This window comes from Stenotrophomonas sp. SBJS02 (assembly GCF_020428325.2).
Lineage (GTDB): Bacteria > Pseudomonadota > Gammaproteobacteria > Xanthomonadales > Xanthomonadaceae > Stenotrophomonas > Stenotrophomonas africana.
In genome coordinates this window covers 2602941-2620048 of sequence record NZ_CP109812.1, presented here as the reverse complement: position 1 = coordinate 2620048, position 17108 = coordinate 2602941, and the positions used below count along the sequence as shown (strand labels likewise).

The 17108-nt window shown below is 62.9% G+C and carries 14 protein-coding genes and 2 pseudogenes; 7 read left to right on the top strand and 9 right to left on the bottom strand.

Annotation, left to right across the window (positions count from 1 at the left end):
* Positions 1–2: 2 nt before the first annotated feature.
* Genes FQS62_RS12225 through FQS62_RS12215 form a run of 3 tightly spaced genes read right to left on the bottom strand, consistent with a single transcriptional unit; the run spans position 3 to position 3561 of the window.
* On the bottom strand, positions 3–479 hold the full coding sequence (locus FQS62_RS12225; RefSeq protein WP_107379646.1) for a MaoC family dehydratase: 477 nt from the start codon (positions 477–479) through the stop codon (positions 3–5).
* Complete coding sequence (locus tag FQS62_RS12220; protein ID WP_208043518.1) at positions 476–1354, bottom strand: alpha/beta fold hydrolase; 879 nt, start codon at positions 1352–1354, stop codon at positions 476–478. The genes FQS62_RS12225 and FQS62_RS12220 overlap by 4 nt, the downstream gene beginning before the upstream one ends.
* A gap of 32 nt (positions 1355–1386) precedes the next feature.
* Entirely contained in the window at positions 1387–3561 is a 2175-nt protein-coding gene (locus tag FQS62_RS12215) for a TonB-dependent receptor (protein ID WP_049448094.1), read from the bottom strand.
* Between the two features lie 211 nt (positions 3562–3772).
* On the opposite strand from FQS62_RS12215, the pseudogene FQS62_RS12210 reads away from it, so the two are divergent.
* From FQS62_RS12210 to FQS62_RS12200, 3 genes and pseudogenes are all read left to right on the top strand, one after another.
* A pseudogene (locus FQS62_RS12210) lies at positions 3773–4776 on the top strand (PHB depolymerase family esterase).
* A gap of 576 nt (positions 4777–5352) precedes the next feature.
* Positions 5353–6034 (top strand): annotated as a pseudogene (locus FQS62_RS12205) (trypsin-like serine protease).
* Positions 6035–6112: 78 nt separating this feature from the next.
* A complete protein-coding gene (locus FQS62_RS12200; RefSeq protein ID WP_226053474.1) occupies positions 6113–6685 on the top strand; it encodes a hypothetical protein in 573 nt (190 codons plus the stop codon).
* On the opposite strand, the gene FQS62_RS12195 is transcribed toward FQS62_RS12200, so the two are convergent.
* Genes FQS62_RS12195 through msuE form a run of 3 tightly spaced genes read right to left on the bottom strand, consistent with a single transcriptional unit; the run spans position 6642 to position 9337 of the window.
* Entirely contained in the window at positions 6642–7676 is a 1035-nt protein-coding gene (locus FQS62_RS12195) for a methionine synthase (protein WP_208043519.1), read from the bottom strand. The two genes, FQS62_RS12200 and FQS62_RS12195, sit on opposite strands and share 44 nt — an antisense overlap.
* Positions 7677–7715: 39 nt before the next feature.
* Positions 7716–8693, bottom strand: coding sequence for a DUF1852 domain-containing protein (locus FQS62_RS12190; RefSeq protein WP_057501712.1), 978 nt, complete (start codon positions 8691–8693; stop codon positions 7716–7718).
* 56 nt (positions 8694–8749) lie between these two features.
* Positions 8750–9337 (bottom strand): FMN reductase, encoded by a 588-nt coding sequence (msuE, locus tag FQS62_RS12185; RefSeq protein ID WP_208043520.1) that lies wholly within the window; start codon positions 9335–9337, stop codon positions 8750–8752.
* Positions 9338–9412: 75 nt separating this feature from the next.
* Between msuE and FQS62_RS12180 the strand changes: the two genes are divergently transcribed.
* The 4 genes from FQS62_RS12180 to FQS62_RS12165 all read left to right on the top strand — a co-directional run bounded on the left by FQS62_RS12180 (position 9413) and on the right by FQS62_RS12165 (position 12752).
* Positions 9413–10327, top strand: coding sequence for a LysR family transcriptional regulator (locus tag FQS62_RS12180; RefSeq protein WP_088479244.1), 915 nt, complete (start codon positions 9413–9415; stop codon positions 10325–10327).
* Positions 10327–11202 carry a methylenetetrahydrofolate reductase gene (locus FQS62_RS12175; RefSeq protein WP_208043521.1) on the top strand — a complete coding sequence of 292 codons (876 nt, stop codon included), beginning with the start codon at positions 10327–10329 and terminating at the stop codon, positions 11200–11202. Before FQS62_RS12180 ends, FQS62_RS12175 begins: the two co-directional genes overlap by 1 nt.
* A gap of 83 nt (positions 11203–11285) precedes the next feature.
* Positions 11286–12119: a S1 family peptidase gene (locus tag FQS62_RS12170; RefSeq protein WP_049447904.1), complete on the top strand. Its 834-nt coding sequence runs from the start codon at positions 11286–11288 to the stop codon at positions 12117–12119.
* A 99-nt stretch (positions 12120–12218) separates the two neighbouring features.
* Positions 12219–12752, top strand: coding sequence for a DUF6622 family protein (locus FQS62_RS12165; protein WP_088479241.1), 534 nt, complete (start codon positions 12219–12221; stop codon positions 12750–12752).
* Between the two features lie 2 nt (positions 12753–12754).
* On the opposite strand, the gene FQS62_RS12160 is transcribed toward FQS62_RS12165, so the two are convergent.
* From FQS62_RS12160 to FQS62_RS12150, 3 genes are all read right to left on the bottom strand, one after another.
* On the bottom strand, positions 12755–13459 hold the full coding sequence (locus FQS62_RS12160; RefSeq protein ID WP_208043522.1) for a hypothetical protein: 705 nt from the start codon (positions 13457–13459) through the stop codon (positions 12755–12757).
* A gap of 397 nt (positions 13460–13856) precedes the next feature.
* Positions 13857–15020, bottom strand: a complete 1164-nt coding sequence (locus FQS62_RS12155; RefSeq protein ID WP_208043523.1) for an MvdC/MvdD family ATP grasp protein — start codon at positions 15018–15020, stop codon at positions 13857–13859.
* Complete coding sequence (locus tag FQS62_RS12150) at positions 14956–17106, bottom strand: peptidase domain-containing ABC transporter (RefSeq protein ID WP_049447908.1); 2151 nt, start codon at positions 17104–17106, stop codon at positions 14956–14958. Before FQS62_RS12150 ends, FQS62_RS12155 begins: the two co-directional genes overlap by 65 nt.
* Positions 17107–17108 lie beyond the last annotated feature (2 nt).

Genomic DNA, 17108 nt, shown 5'->3' with positions numbered 1-17108 from the left:
TGCTAGGAGGCGCTCACGATCAGTGACAGCTGCTCGGCGACCAGTGCCAGCTCGCCATCGGCAACCCGCTCGACGGCCTTGCGCTGGGTCAGTAGCCACTGGCCGGGCAGGCGCGCATCCAGTGACACCAGCTGCGAGCGTACCCGCACCTCGGACCCGCTCGGCACCGGCGCCAGGAAGCGGACCTTGTTCAAGCCGTAGTTGAGCACGTGTGCGATGCCGGGGAAGCCGGCGAGGGCGGCCACATCGTCCTCCACCGTCAGCGAGAGCAACAGGAAGCCGTGTGCGATGGTACGCCCGCCCGGCATCTGTGCCTGCGCCCGCGCCGGATCGACATGGATCCAGTTGTGGTCACCAGTAGCGTTGGCAAAGGCATCGATGCGTGACTGGTCCACGCAGGTCACGCCACTCAACCGCTCGCTGACCGCCCACTGCTGCAACGCCTGCACGGCAGGAGGCAGCCCGCTGTCCGTACTCACGCCACCCGCTCCAGCAAGGCCAGGATCGCGTTACGTGCCTCAGGCTCGGACAGCATCGGTGCGTGCCCCACATCGGGCACTTCCACCAGGCGGGCGCTCTCCGAGGTGGCCGCCATCTGCCGGGCGACATCTGCCGGCAGAATGTCGGACAGCGCGCCGCGCACCACCAGCACCGGCACCCGTGCGGTCAACCCGCGGACCGCACGCCACAGCAGCGGACGCAACAGCCACAGCAACCATGGCCGGGTAGTACGGATCACTGCCGGGTCGTAGTCCAGTTCCAGCAGGCCATCGCTGCGCGGGCGGAAGGTGCGCACCGCCATCTGCCGCCAGTCGTCGGTGCTGAAGCGCGGGAACGCAGCCTTGCCGATGGATTCCACGTAGGCCGTGGCCTGCACCAGGTCCATCGGCGGGGCCGGCTTGCCGGCGTACTTGCCGATCCGTGCCAGCGCCTCGCGTGGCACCTTGGGGCCGGCATCGTTGAGCACCGCCCCGGAAATCCGCCCGGGCGCGCGCGAGGCGAGGGTGATGGTCACCAGCACGCCCAGCGAGGTGCCGATGAACACCGCCTTGTCGACGTTCTGCGAGCGCAGCAACGCAACCATGTCATCCGCATAGGCACGCGGGTTGTAGCTGGACGGGTCATATGCGCGTTCCGAGCCTGCACGACCACGCAGGTCGACCGCGATCACGCGCCAGCCCTCGGCGGTGAGTACATTGGCAAGCGCATCGAAATCGGCACCATTGCGGGTCAGTCCTGGAATGCAGACCACTGTGCCACGCGCTGCCTGCCCCGCATCGGGTGCATGGTCGCGCGCATGCAGGCGCAATCCATCATTGCTGTTCCAGTACAGGTCGTCGTAAGACTGCGTCATGCAGAAGCTTCCTGAAGATCGTAACGGATGCGCTAGAAATCGTAACGGACGCTGAGGCTATATTCGCGTGGTGGGCCATAGAAGCCAATCAGCGTGCCGACCGCCGGGATGTTGTAGCCGGTGGTGCGGTATTCCTTGTCGGCCAGGTTGGTGCCTTGCAGCGAGAAGGTCCACGCGTCATCCAAGCGCCAGATGACGCCGGCATTGACCAGCCCGTAACCCTGCTGTCGGATCACCGGGCTGAGGTCGGTGGTCGGCCACACTTCGCTCTGGTAACTGTAGCTCACCCGTGCCGACAGGTTGCTGCCGTTGGCCAGGTCGGTGCGGTATTCCACGTTGAACGCACCAGAGAATTCCGGGGCATTGGTGAACTTCATCTGCCTGGCCACGTTGATGCCGCGGTCCATGTACTCGTCGTACTTGGTATCCAGCCATGCCAGGTTGCCGGAAATCAGCCAGTGCTGGCTGGGCAGGTACTGATACTCGACTTCCAGGCCTTTGACGGTGCCGGCGCCGGCGTTGGTGAAGTCGCCGAAGAAGGAATCGTCGATGCCATCGCCGTTGGTATCCAGACCGGTGAACACCGACAGCTGGATGTCCTTGTACTTGTTGTAGAACGCCGACAGGTTCAGGAACAGGCGCTGGTCTAGGAAGGCCATCTTGCTGCCGACTTCGTAGCTGTCCACGGTCTCGTCATCGAACGGCTCCGCCGAGCGCGGTACCGCCACCGCGTTGGCACGGATGTTGTAGCCACCGGACTTGAAGCCACGCGTCGCCAGGCCATAGACCATGATGTCCGGGGTGATCTGGTAGTCCAGCGAGACCTTGGGCGAGACGTTCTTGAAGTTGGTCTTCTTGTCGAAATCGGCGGTCACCGCCACCGGCCGGCTGAAGCCCGGGTCGGCGTAGAGGCGGTTCAGCACGATCGCGCGCTTGTCCTCGTCGGTGTAGCGGGCGCCGACATCGAGCTTCAGTCTGCTGGTCAGGTCGAAGGTCCAGTCCGCGTACAGCGCGATGCTGTCGGTCAGCACCTTGCCCTGGTTGTCGGCGAACTGCGCACTGAAGTAGTTGTTCTGGATCTGCCCGCCAGCTTCGCCGCTGAACTGGTACAGGCCGACCACGCCGCGCATCCGGCCGCCGGCATCGTAGTTCACCTGCACTTCGTTGCTGACCTGGTCGTCGTGGTAGGTGCCACCCACGTCGGCGAGCTTGACCGGCGCGGTATCGAAGTCGATGTTGGCCTCGCTGTCCGATTCACGCTTGGCGATCACGTACTTCAGTGCGATGTCTTCGTTCGGCCGCCAGTTCACCGTGGCCGAGGCGCCCTTGCTCTCCACGTTGTTGAGGTTGCGCATGCCCGATCGGATGTCATAGCGGCTGTCCATCGGCGGGTAGGCGCGCAGGAACGGATTGGGCGCCAGCATCTTCGAGCCGCGCATGCCGGACTGATCGTCGATCCAGTCCAGTGCGAACTGCACGTCGAAGTCATCGCCCGCATACGCGCCCAGGTTCAGGCGTGCCGCGTTAATCTGCTTGTCGCTGACCGGCTGGCCGTTGAAGGTGTTCTCGCCAAACCCGTCGTGGTTCATGCTGGCCACCGCCACACGGGCGCGCAGGCCGCTGTCGGCACCGCCGATCGGGCCACCGATGGCCGCCTTCGCATCCAGCTGGCTGTAGTTGCCCACGGTGATCTGGGCGAAGCCCTCGGTCTGGGTGGGCAGGCCGCGCGAGATGTACTTGATCGCGCCGCCGATGGTGTTCTTGCCATACAGCGTGCCCTGTGGGCCGCGGAGCACCTCGATGCGCGAGACATCGAACACATCCAGCAGCGCACCCTGCGGACGCGCGATATAGACGTCGTCCAGGTAGATGCCCACGCCCGGATCGGCGCCCCAGGTGGGATCGGACTGGCCGATGCCACGGATGTAGGCGGTGACCGTGCTGCTGGCGCCGCGGGCAGCGTAGATGGTCAGGTTGGGCACCTGCGCATCCAGGTCGCTGATGTCCTGGACATTCATCTTGTCCAGCGCCTCGGAGGTAAACGCAGTGACGGCAACCGGCACCTCCTGCAGGGTTTCCTCGCGCTTGCGTGCGGTGACCTTGATGCTGTCCAGGTTGGTGGGTGATGCAGTCCTGCCCACCGTCGGCGTGGCCTGGGGCGCTTCCTGTGCCAGTACCGGCCCGGAGGCCAGCAGCGCGCCGATCATGAGACTCAAACAATTCCGTTTCATTCGGTCCTCCCCCAGGCAGATGGCCCATTGCCACCCCTGCAGCCAAGGCTAGCGGTGTCATCGGGCAGCGGCGAGTGGACCTAGGTCCAGTCGGCAGCGGCCGCCGGATGCGGATACTGGGCGCGCCCCCAGCCGGAAGCGCATCCCGGTACCCCTTCATCCACGACTCACGCATGAGGATCTGGCCATGAAATCCGGAATCGATTCGATCAAGGTTGTACTGCTGATACTGTGCAGTTGGCTGGCGATGGCGGGCAGCGCCGTTGCCGCAGGCCGGCCGGGCATTGGGACATTGGCCTGTACGGAAATCTGTTCGGCGCCCGCGAATACCAGGTGTGGGTGCCCGCCGGCTACGACGACACACAACCGCTGCCTCTGCTGCTGGTGCTGCACGGCTGCGTGACCGGGCCGAACCTGATGGGCGAGGCCTCGGGCTTCAACGATGTGGCCGACACCGAAGGCTTCATCGTGGTCTACCCGCGGCAGAACGTCACCTCCAATCCGGCCCGCTGCTGGAACTGGCAGCTGCCGATCAACCAGGCACGCGACAGTGGCGAGCCCTCGCTCCTGGCCGGCATCGTGGAAAAGGTGAAGGCGGCTTACAGCGTTGATCCGCATCGCGTGTACGTCACCGGCATTTCGGCGGGCGGCGCGATGACCTCGATCATGCTGGGCTGCTATTCGGACGTGTTCGCCGCAGGTGCCATCCATTCCGGTGGCATGTTCAAGGGCGCGACCACGATTTCCGGTAGCGCCTACGCACTGTTGGCTGGCAGCATCTACTCGCCGGACAGCAACGGTCGCCTGGCATGGCAGTGTTCGGGTTCGCCGTCGCCGCGACCGCTGCCGGTGCTGGTGTTCCATGGCAGCGCCGACCTCACCGTCAACCCGGTGAACGGGCAGCAGGCCGTGCGCCAGTTCCTGCAGACCAATGACCTGGCCGACGACGGCATGGACAACGATTCGGTGAAGTACGTGCCGACCAGCACCTATCACGGCCAGGTGCCGGGCGGCCGCGCGTATACCGTCGACACCTACGCGTACGGCGGCAGGACGCTGGTCCAGCACTATGTGGTGCAGGGCATGGGGCATGCCTGGAGCGGCAGCCAGTCGGGCCTGCCATTCACCGACCCGAAGGGGCCGGATGCCACGCTGATCACCTGGCTGTTCCTGAAGGACTACCAGCGCTGAGTGGTCGCCGCTGCAGCGTCAAGCCTGGCGGTCGAGACACCATGCTAGCCTTCCCTTTGGCAGGATTGCCTGACAGGGGGAAGGCATGGATACCCGGCGCCGAGATTCCATCGTATTGGCTGCATCCGGCATGCTCGCACTGGCACTGTCCGCCAATGCGCTCGCGCATCCGGGCGGGCTCGACAAGCAGGGTTGCCACACCAACCGGAAAACGGGTGAGTATCACTGCCATCGAGGCGCTCCAGCCGCCCCTCGATACGTCGACACTCCGCGCAGCAGTTTCGCCCCCGCCCCCGCGCGCGGTTCCCGGGCATTTGCCAACTGCGCGGAGGCCCGCGCCGCCGGGGTTGCGCCGGTACGGCGTGGTGATCCGGGGTATGGCCCGCACCTCGATCGTGACAATGACGGCGTGGGCTGCGAACCCTATCGGGGCCGCAGGTAGGGCATGGCCCACCTGGCTTCAACTCCCGTTTCCCCGGGTTCGTCGGCCATCGCCGGGAGTGGTCGCACGATCTCCCCGTATTGCAGGGATATCCCCTAGGCTGTTGTGATTGAACTGCAAGGATGAAAGCAATCATGAACCGCTGGATTTTCCTGGCATTGGCCACGCTCCCGTTCGCCGCCGGTGCCGTGGTCATCCGCGATGATGTTGACGATGCCAGGTACCGGATCGACGCATCGGTGTTCCCGGCACTTGCAGACATGCCGGGCGAGGGGCACGGCGTCCTGATCGCACCGCAGTGGGTGCTGACTGCCGCGCATGCCGCGCCGATGGAGGGGATGGATGCCACGATCACCATCGATGGGAAGGGCTACGGCGTCGAGCGTGTCTTCCTGCACCCCGGCTACCGGAGGATGCCCGAGGCGCTGGGCAAGGAAGCGATGGCAACCGGGAGCGCATCGAAAATCCATGCGTTTCTGGCAGCGTCGGACGACATTGCACTGATCAGACTTGCCGCCCCGGTGAGCGGTGTGCCGCCGGTCGCACTCTACCGTGGCGCCGACGAGGTCACGCAGGTCGCCTCCCTGATAGGGAAAGGCGCCACCGGCAACGGTGCCGTGGGGCTGGCGCCCGGCGGGTCGCATCGTACGACGCTGCGGCGAGCCTGCAACGCGATTGGGCCTCGGCTCCTGGATCACCGCCGTTCCCGAGCATGCGCTAGAGGCGGGCTTCTATGGCCAGGTGGTTTACAACGTCCGCGTGTCCCGCTACCTCAACTGGATCGAAAGCATCATCGAGCGTGACGCGTCACGTTAATGGTGCATCCGGGCAGCCTTCCGCGCAGGTGTTCGCCCGGTCTCAAGTCATGCGACGGGTGTTCGTATCCTTCCCGCCATGGCCTCTTCTTCGTTCAAATTCCCTGCGTGCATGACCGCCTCCCGGCCATCCGGGTGGGTGCAGAGCGGCGAGCGCTGGGATCTGTGGTGGAACGGCCGTTCGGTGGCCCGTATCGTGCCGCATGCCGCGCTCGGGTTCCGCCTGTACCTGGACGCACGCAAGATGTCACAGGCCAAGGTCGTGTCCGCCACCAGCACCCGTCAGGCCAAGCGCTACGCCGAGCGCTGGTGTGCTGCACGGCTCTGCCCGCAGTTGCCTCTGCGCGATGCGGTGGCGCGGTTGGTGGCTGTTGCGCCCGGCGCGGGCGCCGTGCCCTCGCAGCTGCTGACGCGGGAGCAGCGGCAGCAGGCCCGGCGCCTGGCTGAAGCCGGGGCAGGGGAGATGGGGCGGATCAAGGAAGCGCTGGCACCAAGGCCGCGCATGATGGCCGCCAGGCCCGAGGTGCAGGGACGAGGTGGAACCTGGTCTGTACCCGGCCAGGTTCCATCCTCCCCGCGCCGAAACGGGAACACATCCCCAGCCAGGACTACGCCGAGAGCTCCTCACGCACGATCCGGGCCCCTTCGCTGAGCGCACGCAGCTTGCCGCGCGCCACCTCGCGCGGCAGTGGTGCCATGCCGCAGTTGGTGCTCGGGTAGAGCTTGTCGGCATCCACGAACTGCAGCGCCTTGCGCAGGGTGTTGGCCACCTCTTCCGGCGTTTCCACCGTATTGGAGGCCACGTCGATGGCGCCCACCATCACCTTCTTGCCGCGCACCAGTTCGATCAGGTCGATCGGTACGTGCGAGTTCTGGCATTCCAGCGAGATGATGTCGAGGCTTGAGGTCTGCAGCTTGGGGAACGATTCTTCATACTGTCGCCATTCCGAGCCCAGTGTCTGCTTCCAGTCGGTGTTGGCCTTGATGCCATAGCCGTAGCAGATGTGCACCGCCGTTTGGCACTTCAGGCCCTCAACCGCACGCTCCAGCGCGGCCACGCCCCAGTCGTTCACTTCGTCGAAGAACACGTTGAAGGCGGGCTCGTCGAACTGGATGATGTCGACACCGGCAGCTTCCAGCTCCTTCGCTTCCTCGTTGAGGATCTTCGCGAATTCCCAGGCCAGCTTCTCACGGCTCTTGTAGTGGGCGTCATACAGCGTGTCGATCATGGTCATCGGGCCGGGCAGTGCCCACTTGATCGGCTGCGTGGTCTGCCGGCGCAGGAACTTCGCATCCTCGACGAACACTGGTTTCGGGCGGCTGACGGCGCCAACCACGGTCGGCACGCTTGCATCGTAGCGGTTGCGGATGCGGACCGTTTCGCGCTTCTCGAAATCGACACCGCTGAGGTGCTCGATGAAGGTGGTGACGAAATGCTGCCGGGTCTGCTCGCCGTCGCTGACGATATCGATGCCGGCGTGCTGCTGTTCCTGCAGGGACAGGCGCAGTGCATCCTGCTTGCCTTCAATCAGGCCGTCGTCCTGCAGCTTCCAAGGTGACCAGAGCTTCTCGGGCTCGGCCAGCCATGATGGCTTGGGCAAGCTGCCTGCGGTGGAGGTGGGAAGCAGTTTCTTCGTCGACATTGCGTCTTGTTTCCTGGGGGCGAATGGGAAATCGATGGATCAGCGGGCAGCCCACTGCTCAAGCACGGCGCGGTACGGCTTGATGAAGTGCTCTTCGGTGAACTTGCCCTGCTTGACCGCCAGCTGGCTGCGCTCTTCGCGGTCGTAGACGATGCGGGTGGACGAATAGTCCTGATGCTTCAGGCTGGGCTGGTAGACCTTGCCGGCCACGGAGTTGGCGTTGTAGATCTCCGGGCGATAGATCTTCTGGAAGGCTTCCATGGTGCTGATGGTGCCGATCAGTTCCAGGTTCGAGTAATCCCCCAGCAGATCGCCCTGGAAGTAGAACGCCAGCGGCGCTACGCTGCCCGGCGGCATGAAATAGCGCACCTGCAGGCCCATCTTGTCGAAGTACTGGTCAGTGGGTGAGAACTCGCCCTGGCGGTATTCCACGCCCAGGATCGGGTGATGGTTCTCGGTGCGGTGATAGGTCTTGCTGCTGGAAACGCTGATGCAGATCACCGGCCCCTTGCTGAAGTTGGCGCGGTAGGCGTCAGACTCCAGGAAATGCTTGAACAGCTTGCCGTGCAGGTCGCCAAATCCCTCCGGAATGCCGAAGGTGGCCTTGCCCTCGTTGCTGGCCGGCAGCACCACGCTGAAGTCATAGTCACGCACGTAGGACGAGAAATTGTTGCCGACGATGCCTTCGGTACGCGCACCGGTGCGGGTGTCGACGATGGTCGGTCGCAACACCTCGATCAGCGGGAACGGATCACTGCCATCGGCACCGTCGATGTGCATCTCCACCGAGATGATGTCCAGCTCGACCGCGTAACGATCCGCGCTGGGGTTGTCCCAGTGCGCCAGATCGTTGAAGCGATTGTTGATCATGCTGATCGTGTTGCGCAGGTTTTCCTGGCGCGCCGCGCCGCGGGCCAGGTTGGCGAAATTGGTGGTGATGCGCGTGCCATCGGCGGGCTGGTAGTCCTCGTTGAAGGGGATGCGCGTGATGCTGAAGGTGAAGGTGTCGGTCGTCATGGGCGGCGTTCCGTGTTGCGGGGTGGCATCCGGATGCGGGCGAGGGCATCCGGCATTCAAAGCGCTGCGGCGGCCTCAAGGGCGGTGGCACGATGGCGGGGCACCGCCAGCAGCGGCATGGCCCGCCGTACCGCCAGTCGCGCCCGCTCGATCAGGGCGTCGCTGTGCACGCGGCCGTCGGCGAAATCGCGATCGGTGGCGTAGACACCCAATGGCAGGGTGCGCGCCTGGAAGAAGCTGAAGAGCGGGCGCAGCTGATGGTCGATCACCAGCGAGTGGCGCTCGCTGCCACCGGTGGCGGCCAGAAGGATGGGGGTGTCGACCAGTGCGTCCTGGTGGATGAAGTCGAAGAAGTGCTTGAACAGCCCTGTGTACGAGCCGCGATAGACCGGCGTGCTCACCACCAGTACATCGGCCTGCTCGACGGCGGCCAACTGGCGTTCCACGATGTCGGGCAGCTGCGAACGCCAGAGCGCACCGGCCAGCTGCGGGGCCAGTTCGCCCAGTTCAACCAGGTGCTGCTCGCTATGGGTCTCCTCGCCGATCAGGCCCAGTAGATGCTCGGCCAGGGTGGCGGCCTTGGAGGGGCGCTGCAGTCCGCCGGAAACGGCGACGATTCGAAGGGGGCGGGTAGGTGAAAGCATGACCCGATGCTAGCCACGCCCTTCCATGACGTAAAATGGTATTACTTCACCAATCCATGAGCGGGATTCATCATCATGCTGGAGCGGATCCACCTCAGTATCGTGCAGCAGGTCGAGCAGCAGGGCTCGCTCACCGCTGCGGCCGGCGTGCTCAACCTGACCCAGTCGGCGCTCAGCCACAGCATGAAAAAGCTGGAGCAGCAGCTTGGCACCGATGTCTGGCTGCGCGAAGGCCGCAGCCTGCGGCTGACCCAGGCCGGGCAGTACCTGCTGGCGGTTGCCAACCGGGTGCTGCCACAGCTGGACCTGGCCGAGGAGCGGCTGGGCCAGTTCGCACAGGGCGAGCGTGGCGCCCTGCGCATCGGCATGGAGTGCCACCCCTGCTACCAGTGGCTGCTGAAGATCGTCTCGCCTTACCTGGCCGCGTGGCCGGACGTGGATGTGGACGTCAAACAGAAGTTCCAGTTCGGCGGCATCGGCGCGTTGTTCGGCTACGAAATCGACCTGCTGGTCACCCCCGATCCGTTGCTGAAGCCGGGCCTGAAGTTCATCCCGGTGTTCGACTACGAGCAGGTGCTGGTGGTGGCCAAGAGCCACGCCCTGGCCAAGGTGGATTACGTGAAGCCGCGCCAGCTCGGCCAGGAAGTGCTGATCAGCTACCCGGTGCCGTTCGAGCGCTTGGATATCTACAACCAGTTCCTGCTGCCGGCTGGCATCACGCCTCGCCGCCACAAGGCCATTGAAACCACCGACATCATGATGCAGATGGTGGCCAGCGGCCGCGGCGTGGCCGCCATGCCGCGCTGGCTGGTGGAGGAGTACGCCGCGCGCATGGACGTGGTGCCCGTGCGCCTGGGTGCCAAAGGTATCCCCAAGCAGATCTATCTGGGTGCACGCGAGGCGGATACCGGCATCGACTACCTGCAGTCCTTCATTGAACTGGCCCGTAACAGCTCGCCGCTTGCCGGCAATGCAGGCGGAGCCCGTTGATGCCTGCACCTGGATCACTGCGGACGGAAGCCTTCATCAACACCTTTTCACTGGAGGTCAGCGCGAAGGCCATGCCCGCGCTGCGCGCGGAGGCCGCCCGCGTACCGCATGGCACGACGATCTCCATTCCCTACCTGGCCAGTGAGGATGACGACGCACGCCTGGCTGCCGCGCGCATGGTGCGCGCGCTCGGCTTTGAGCCGATGCTACATCTGTCTGCGCGCCGCATCGGCTCGCGTGCGGTACTCGAGCGGTTCCTGGAGCGTGCTGCGAGCGAGGCCGGTGTCGAACAATGCCTGGTAATCGCCGGTGACCTCGCCACGCCTGCCGGGCCGTTTGCTGACAGTGCTTCGATCATCGAGACCGGACTTCTTGAGCGTTTCGGCATCAGAGTCGTGGGTATCGGCGGACACCCGGAAGGCCATCCAGTGATGAGCAGTGACGATCGCTGGCAGGCGCTTGAACGCAAGTGCCAGGCCATCGAAGCGCGCGGAATGGCGCCGTTGATCATCACCCAGTTCGCCTTCGATGCCGATATGGTGCTTGCTTGGCTGGCTGTACTGCGCGCTCGTGGCATCAACGTTCCGGTGCTGGTCGGTGTGCCGGGGCCGGCCAGCATCACCAGGTTGCTGCGCTATGCCGCGATGTGCGGCGTGGGCGCAAGTGCATCGATGCTGGCCAGGTACGGCATCTCGATCGGCCGGCTGCTGGGAACGGCAGGGCCGGAGGTGTTTGTCGACCGTCTCGTGCAGGGGCTGACCGACGCTCATGGCATGATCAGCCCGCACCTGTTCCCGTTCGGCGGCATCGCGCCGTCACTGGATTGGATTGAGCGGTACCGGCTCCGGGGCCCGTTTCCCCGGGTTCGTCGTTGAATGCCGCGGCTTGGTCGCATGCCGTCCCTGCGCCGGTTGTGTTCGGCTAGGCTGCAGCCACTGACCGCAAGGATGAAGCGCCGATGATTCGCTGGTTGTTCTTGGCACTTGCTGCGCTGCCGTTCGCTGCCAGCGCTGTAGTCATCCGCCACGACGTTGACGATGATCGATACCGGATCGGCGGATCCGAGTTTCCGGCCCTGGCCGACATGCCCGGCGAAGGGCAGGGCGTTCTGATCGCCCCCAGCTGGGTGCTGACAGCGGCACACGCCGCGCCGATGGAAGGGATGGGGCAGACCATCACCATCGATGGGAAGGGCTACGGCGTGGAACGCGTATTCCTGCATCCTGGTTACCGGAGAATGCCTGACGCCTTGGGCAAGGAGGCATTGGCAACGGGAAGTCCTGCGAAGATCCACGCTTTCCTGGCCGGGTCGGATGACATTGCATTGATCCGGCTCGCCACCCCCGTGAACGATGTGCAGCCCGTAGCGCTCTATCGCGGCACTGCCGAGGTCGCGCAGGTCGCCGCCTTGGTCGGAAAGGGCGCCACCGGCAATGGATCGGTTGGACTGTTGCCGGGCGGGCCGCATCGCACCACTTTGCGGCGGGCGTACAACGCTATTACCGGCGGAAACGATCGTTATCTCTGGTATCGGTTCGATGCCCCGCCACAGGGACTTCCACTTGAAGGCGTGTTGGGCAGCGGCGATAGTGGCGGCCCACTGGTGATCAAGGATCGCGGCGTCTGGCAGCTGGTCGGCCTGGGCTCCTGGATTACCGCCGTTCCCGAGCATGCCCTTGAGGCAGGTTTCTATGGTCAGGTGGTGCACAACGTTCGGGTGTCGCGCTATGTGGATTGGATCGAGAGCACCCTGAGTGCGCCAGATTATCGTCCAGTAACACCCGAAGACTGACAGCTGTCACTGGCTACACCCCGGGCGGAAGCGAATAGTGAGCGCCAAGGCGAGGGCACCTCGCCACCACTCAGCCACCACTCACCAAGGGGACCGCTCATGAACATGCTCCAGCACCTCGCCTCGCAGACGCCGATCTGGGTCTGGCTGCTCCTGGCCTTCCTGATCACCCGTGGCATCGCCGCCATGAAGCCGGCCGAGACCTCGCTGCAGAAGCTGGCGATTGTGCCCGCCCTGTTTGCCGTCTGGAGCGCGTGGTCGATCATCCATCGCTTCGGCGCGTCGCTGATCGCCTGGAGCGAGTGGCTCGCAGGCATTGCCACGGGTGCTGCGCTTGCCTGGCTGCTGTTGAATCGGCTGAAGCTGACGCTGGACCGCAGCACCGGCAAGCTCTGGCGCAGCGCGGATTTCAGCCTGCTGCCGCTGCTGCTGGTCACCTTCCTGGTGAAGTACGGGTTCGAAGTCGCATTTGCGGTATCGCCGTCGCTGCCCGCCAATGCCGGCTTCAGTGCCGCCTACCTGCTGTTGTCGGGTGGATTCACCGGTCTCTTCATTGGCAAGTACTGCCGCTACCTGGCCTCGCTGCGACGAGGCGCGGAATCGGCCGAAAGGTCAGCATCGGCCCACCCATAGAGTTATTTGTCAGGCCGGAAAGACAGGTGCCGCTTGAAGGTGGCACTCGGCTCGCGTCCTTCATCAGGAGGAAACAAGGAAATAAGTCCAGCTTCCACAGCACGGGGACGCATCGCTATCCCTGCGCCCTCCGCCCGATCTATATCTACAGCGCTTACAGTTCCATCCCGTCGTATGTGCATGATCCACTCCAATTCGCCATTGAACTGATCAGGCGCTATTGACGAATCGTAGTTGGGCCGACCGAGGACATAGGGCATGTCAGGTGCAATGTCTGAAATGAGTGCATCGACCGTCGGAAACACATCAACGGTTTGAGATCCCACGACATGGTCCTGTCCATTCACCCTGACCTGATAGGTCCACTTCCCGGCTGGTGCGCCGGCCGGGAACTCGGCCGGGACACATCGCTTGTGTCCATCTGCATCGTTGAAGCGCGTGCTCACGAGCTGTTTGCCGTCAGCATCTATCGCGCGTAGCTCAATACTTTTGACCTCGATGTCGGCGTTCAGAATAGCGAAGCAGACTTGGTGGTCAAACTGTCCATCCAGTGCGAACGAGCGTGTTTCCTGCCGGGCAAGCGCACCTTCTGGGGTCTTTGTCCATAGGAATTCTATGTACGCGTCCCGTGTTGGCAAAGGAGCGGCTTCCGCAACTCCGCCTCCCCAGAGAAAGGCTGGCAAAATCAAAAAGCAAATCCGGAACATGATTGACCTCGCAGAGTCAGGAACTGCTGGCGGCAGGGAAGCCCTGCCGCCAGACTCAAGCGCCGAAGTGGCGATTACTCAATTACGGGGTGGGTCGTCGGCGGGTCGCTCTTTGGTGTGCAATTGCCGCCGTCCTTCCAGGAGTCGGTTGGCTGGCTCGTACCATTGCCACCACTCACCCGGAGTACCTCTTCACGAGAAAGAATACGTCCGAGCACACGATTCTCGGATGCCTCAACACCCGCTACGTTTGACTTCTTGAACATGAACTTCTCCTTGTTGTCAGCGGCCTAGGCCGCGTGTCCGGTGCGGCAGTTGCCGCACCCACGATGGGCCGCGGGCTGCGGCAACCATTCGTTCCGAGCGTCTGCAACCTCGCAGACAAAGCACCATTCATTCATTTCGAAATCACGCCGTGTTCGAAAGCAGAGGCCGTGATGCCATTCAAAGTCAATGTATCGCTGTGTGGCGTGTAGCGGAAATCCGCCTTGCCATACTCAAGGAACTGGCAGAACGCGTCGAGAACAGGCAGGTCGGCGCACCACGTCTCGATGAAGAAGAATTGTCCGGCCTCATTGACCTCCATGAAGCACCACCTGCCTTCGGGCGTGATGATGAAATCAAATCCGCCACTGACAATTCCCAACTTGGCCATCAACGCAATGCAGCGTGCGTGGACATCATCAGGCAGGATCGCTGGTTCGCAACGCGTAATCGAGTTCTGGTCCAGCCGCCAGTCAACATCACCACTCTCCAGCGCCGATGATTCTATCCGGACCGCAAAGCAACTCTCACCGAAGAACTGTGCACGGACTTCGTAGTGCTTGTCGACCTTGTCCTGGAATATTCCGGGTGTTGTTCTAAGGATACGGTCGCAGGGCAGGTCCGCCAAAGCTACCTCAGCGGTGTACGTTTTGCGAACCACGCCATCTTCTTTCCAGATACACCCACCCAGCGGCTTGTAGATGCAGGCGATGCCCTCCGACAGGAACTGGCGGATATCTCCGGGATCATTGCTGATAAGGGTGCGAGGAATGTCGATTCCCAATTCCAGCGCATAACGGAGTTGCCGTACCTTGGACTCGCAGAGCAGTGAAGCGGCGTGAGGATTCACCCAGAATGCTTGGGAGAAAGCCTCGGGATGCGATCGCTCGGCCATCCTCAATTCTTCTGTGGCGAATTCCTGGTCGAGCGGGTCCACATAGGATGGGGCCGAAATAATGCGCCTTCTTCTGTACCAGACGACATCGACATCGTCCGATGAAATATCACCACCGGCTGTATGAAGTCGTCCGGTCAAGGTGCCTTCAGAGAACGCAAGGCTGCTGGTGTTGCTTTCAGGTACGCGATCGCCTCGCCACTCGAGCACACGATTGCCGCGGACACGAAGGGCATGCCCGACAACCTTCGCATGGAAGTCACCTTCAACGGTGTGGATCAGAATGGTCCGCGGACCGCCGCGTTGAGCCACTGGGGAGGGCTGTTGAGCTGAGTTGTCAGGCAAGACTGCGGGCTCCTTCTTCAAGGTGTTGGTGCGGATGAGTACTTCCAGAGCGCTCATCCACCTTCATAAAAGAAGTAAGGTCAACCACGCGGTCGGCGCTGGAGATGGTTTCCTGGCGGTGCGCGAAGATGATGCGGGTCGCCCTGAGATTCGATACGTTGTGGTTGATTTCACGCTCGGTGCGGACATCGAGATGACTGGTCGCTTCATCAAGGATGAGGATCTTCGGGCGCTTATAGAATGCGCGCGCAAGCAGAAGTCGCTGCTGTTGTCCCCCGGACAGCGCTGCCCCCATGTCTCCGACCAGTGATTCATAGCCCATAGGCAATGCGACGATGTCCGCGTGGATCCCGGCCATCGTCGCTGCTTCCACGATGGCCTCGATGGTCCCATCTGAATCGAAGAACGAAATGTTGTCTGCGATGGTTCCAGCAAAGAGGGTGTCGTCCTGCATGACCACGCCGACCAGATCCCGGTAGGACGCAAGGCCGAATGAGCGGATATCCACCCCGTCAATCTCCACCGAGCCCTCGGTAGGCTCCAGCAAGCCCACCATCAATCGTGAAAGCGTGCTCTTGCCGTATCCGCTGGGACCGATGATCGCCACGGATTCGCCGTCCTTGAACTCGATAGTGACATTGCGGAAAACCCACGGATCCGACTGGGAGTAGCGAAATCCGATATTGTTGAGGCGGATTCGTGCCTTCGGTGATCGGCCGCTGTGCGTACTGCTGACATTCTGTTCTTCCTCTGCCAGCGCCACGTCAGCAATACGTTCCGCATGCAGTCTCAGCATGCGGAACTCGACGATCTTGTCGACCAACCCTCCGGCCTTCTGTGCGAACTGGTCGGCATACGCCACGAACGCAACCAGCATGCCGGCAGAGAAGCTGCCCGACATCACCAGATGTGCGCCAAGAGCCACGATGAGCACGCGCTGCAGCCCGGAAATCGTGCTGCCCATGACGCCGAAGCCCAACGTGTATCGCTGCACCTGCATCGCACGCTTGTTGGCCTCCATGGTCGCGCTGGCGAGCCGAGCGCGCCGCAGGCCCTGCTTGTTTCCAAGTTTGATGGCCTGGATTCCGCGCACCGATTCCATCAGCTCACTTTGCTGGCGCGCCCAGTAAACCAGCTGCTCTTCGTTCAGATGCCAGAGCCGCCTGTAGAGAATCCAGCGCGTCAGCGTATAAACCGCCACAACGGCGCAGACCAGTAGCGCGAGCTTCGCGCTGTAAAGGCAGATGACGAACAGCGCCAGAGTGCCCATCACTCCATCGAGCACGGCTTCGATGAAATTTCCCGTCAGTGTGTTCTGGATCGCATGCACGGATGAGAAGCGCGATAGCACATCACCCATGTGCCGCTTCTGGAAGAAGGACAGGGGAAGCCGGAGCAGATGGCTGAATAGATTACTGATCCATTCTGTGTTCAGCGCCGCCCCCAGCCAACTGATGATCCACGCGCGCACAAGCTGCAGTGCTGCCGACACAAGCAGGATGACAGAGAACCCCAGTGCCATCAGCACAAGCAGGCCTCTGTCGGTCGAGAGGATGACATGATCAATCACCCATTGAACCTGGAACGGCAGCGTCAATGCCAGGACCTCGATCGCCAATGCAAGGCCAAGCAACTGCAATGCCGCCCCGGGCAAGCCGCTGACATCTCCGGCCAGCCGTTGCAAGCTGATTGAATGACGCTCCTTGATGGGGTTGAAGGTGGCCCGCGGGCTCAGTTCAAGCAGGACGCCGGTAAAGTGCCGCCCAGTCTCCGCCAGCGTCAGACGTCGAATGCCACGCGAGGGGTCATGAATTTCAAGCCCTTTGCCGCTTACACGGCGCAGTACCACGAAGTGGGTCATGTCCCAGTGCAGGATGCAGGGAAGTTGGGCGTTGGGGATATCTTCAAGATCCACCTTGATGGGCCTTGACTCGAATCCGAGCTCGTCCGCGATCCGCATGACATCTGCCAGATGCATGCCCTTCAGCGAAGAGTCGAATCTTCGGCGGAGGCTGGACAGGTCCAGCTCATGCCCATGGAAATTGGCAACCATTGCCAAGCATGCCAAGCCGCATTCCGCGGCTTCGGACTGATGAATCATCGGCAATCGACGCGACGCCATCCATTCTGAAAACGAAGTCATGC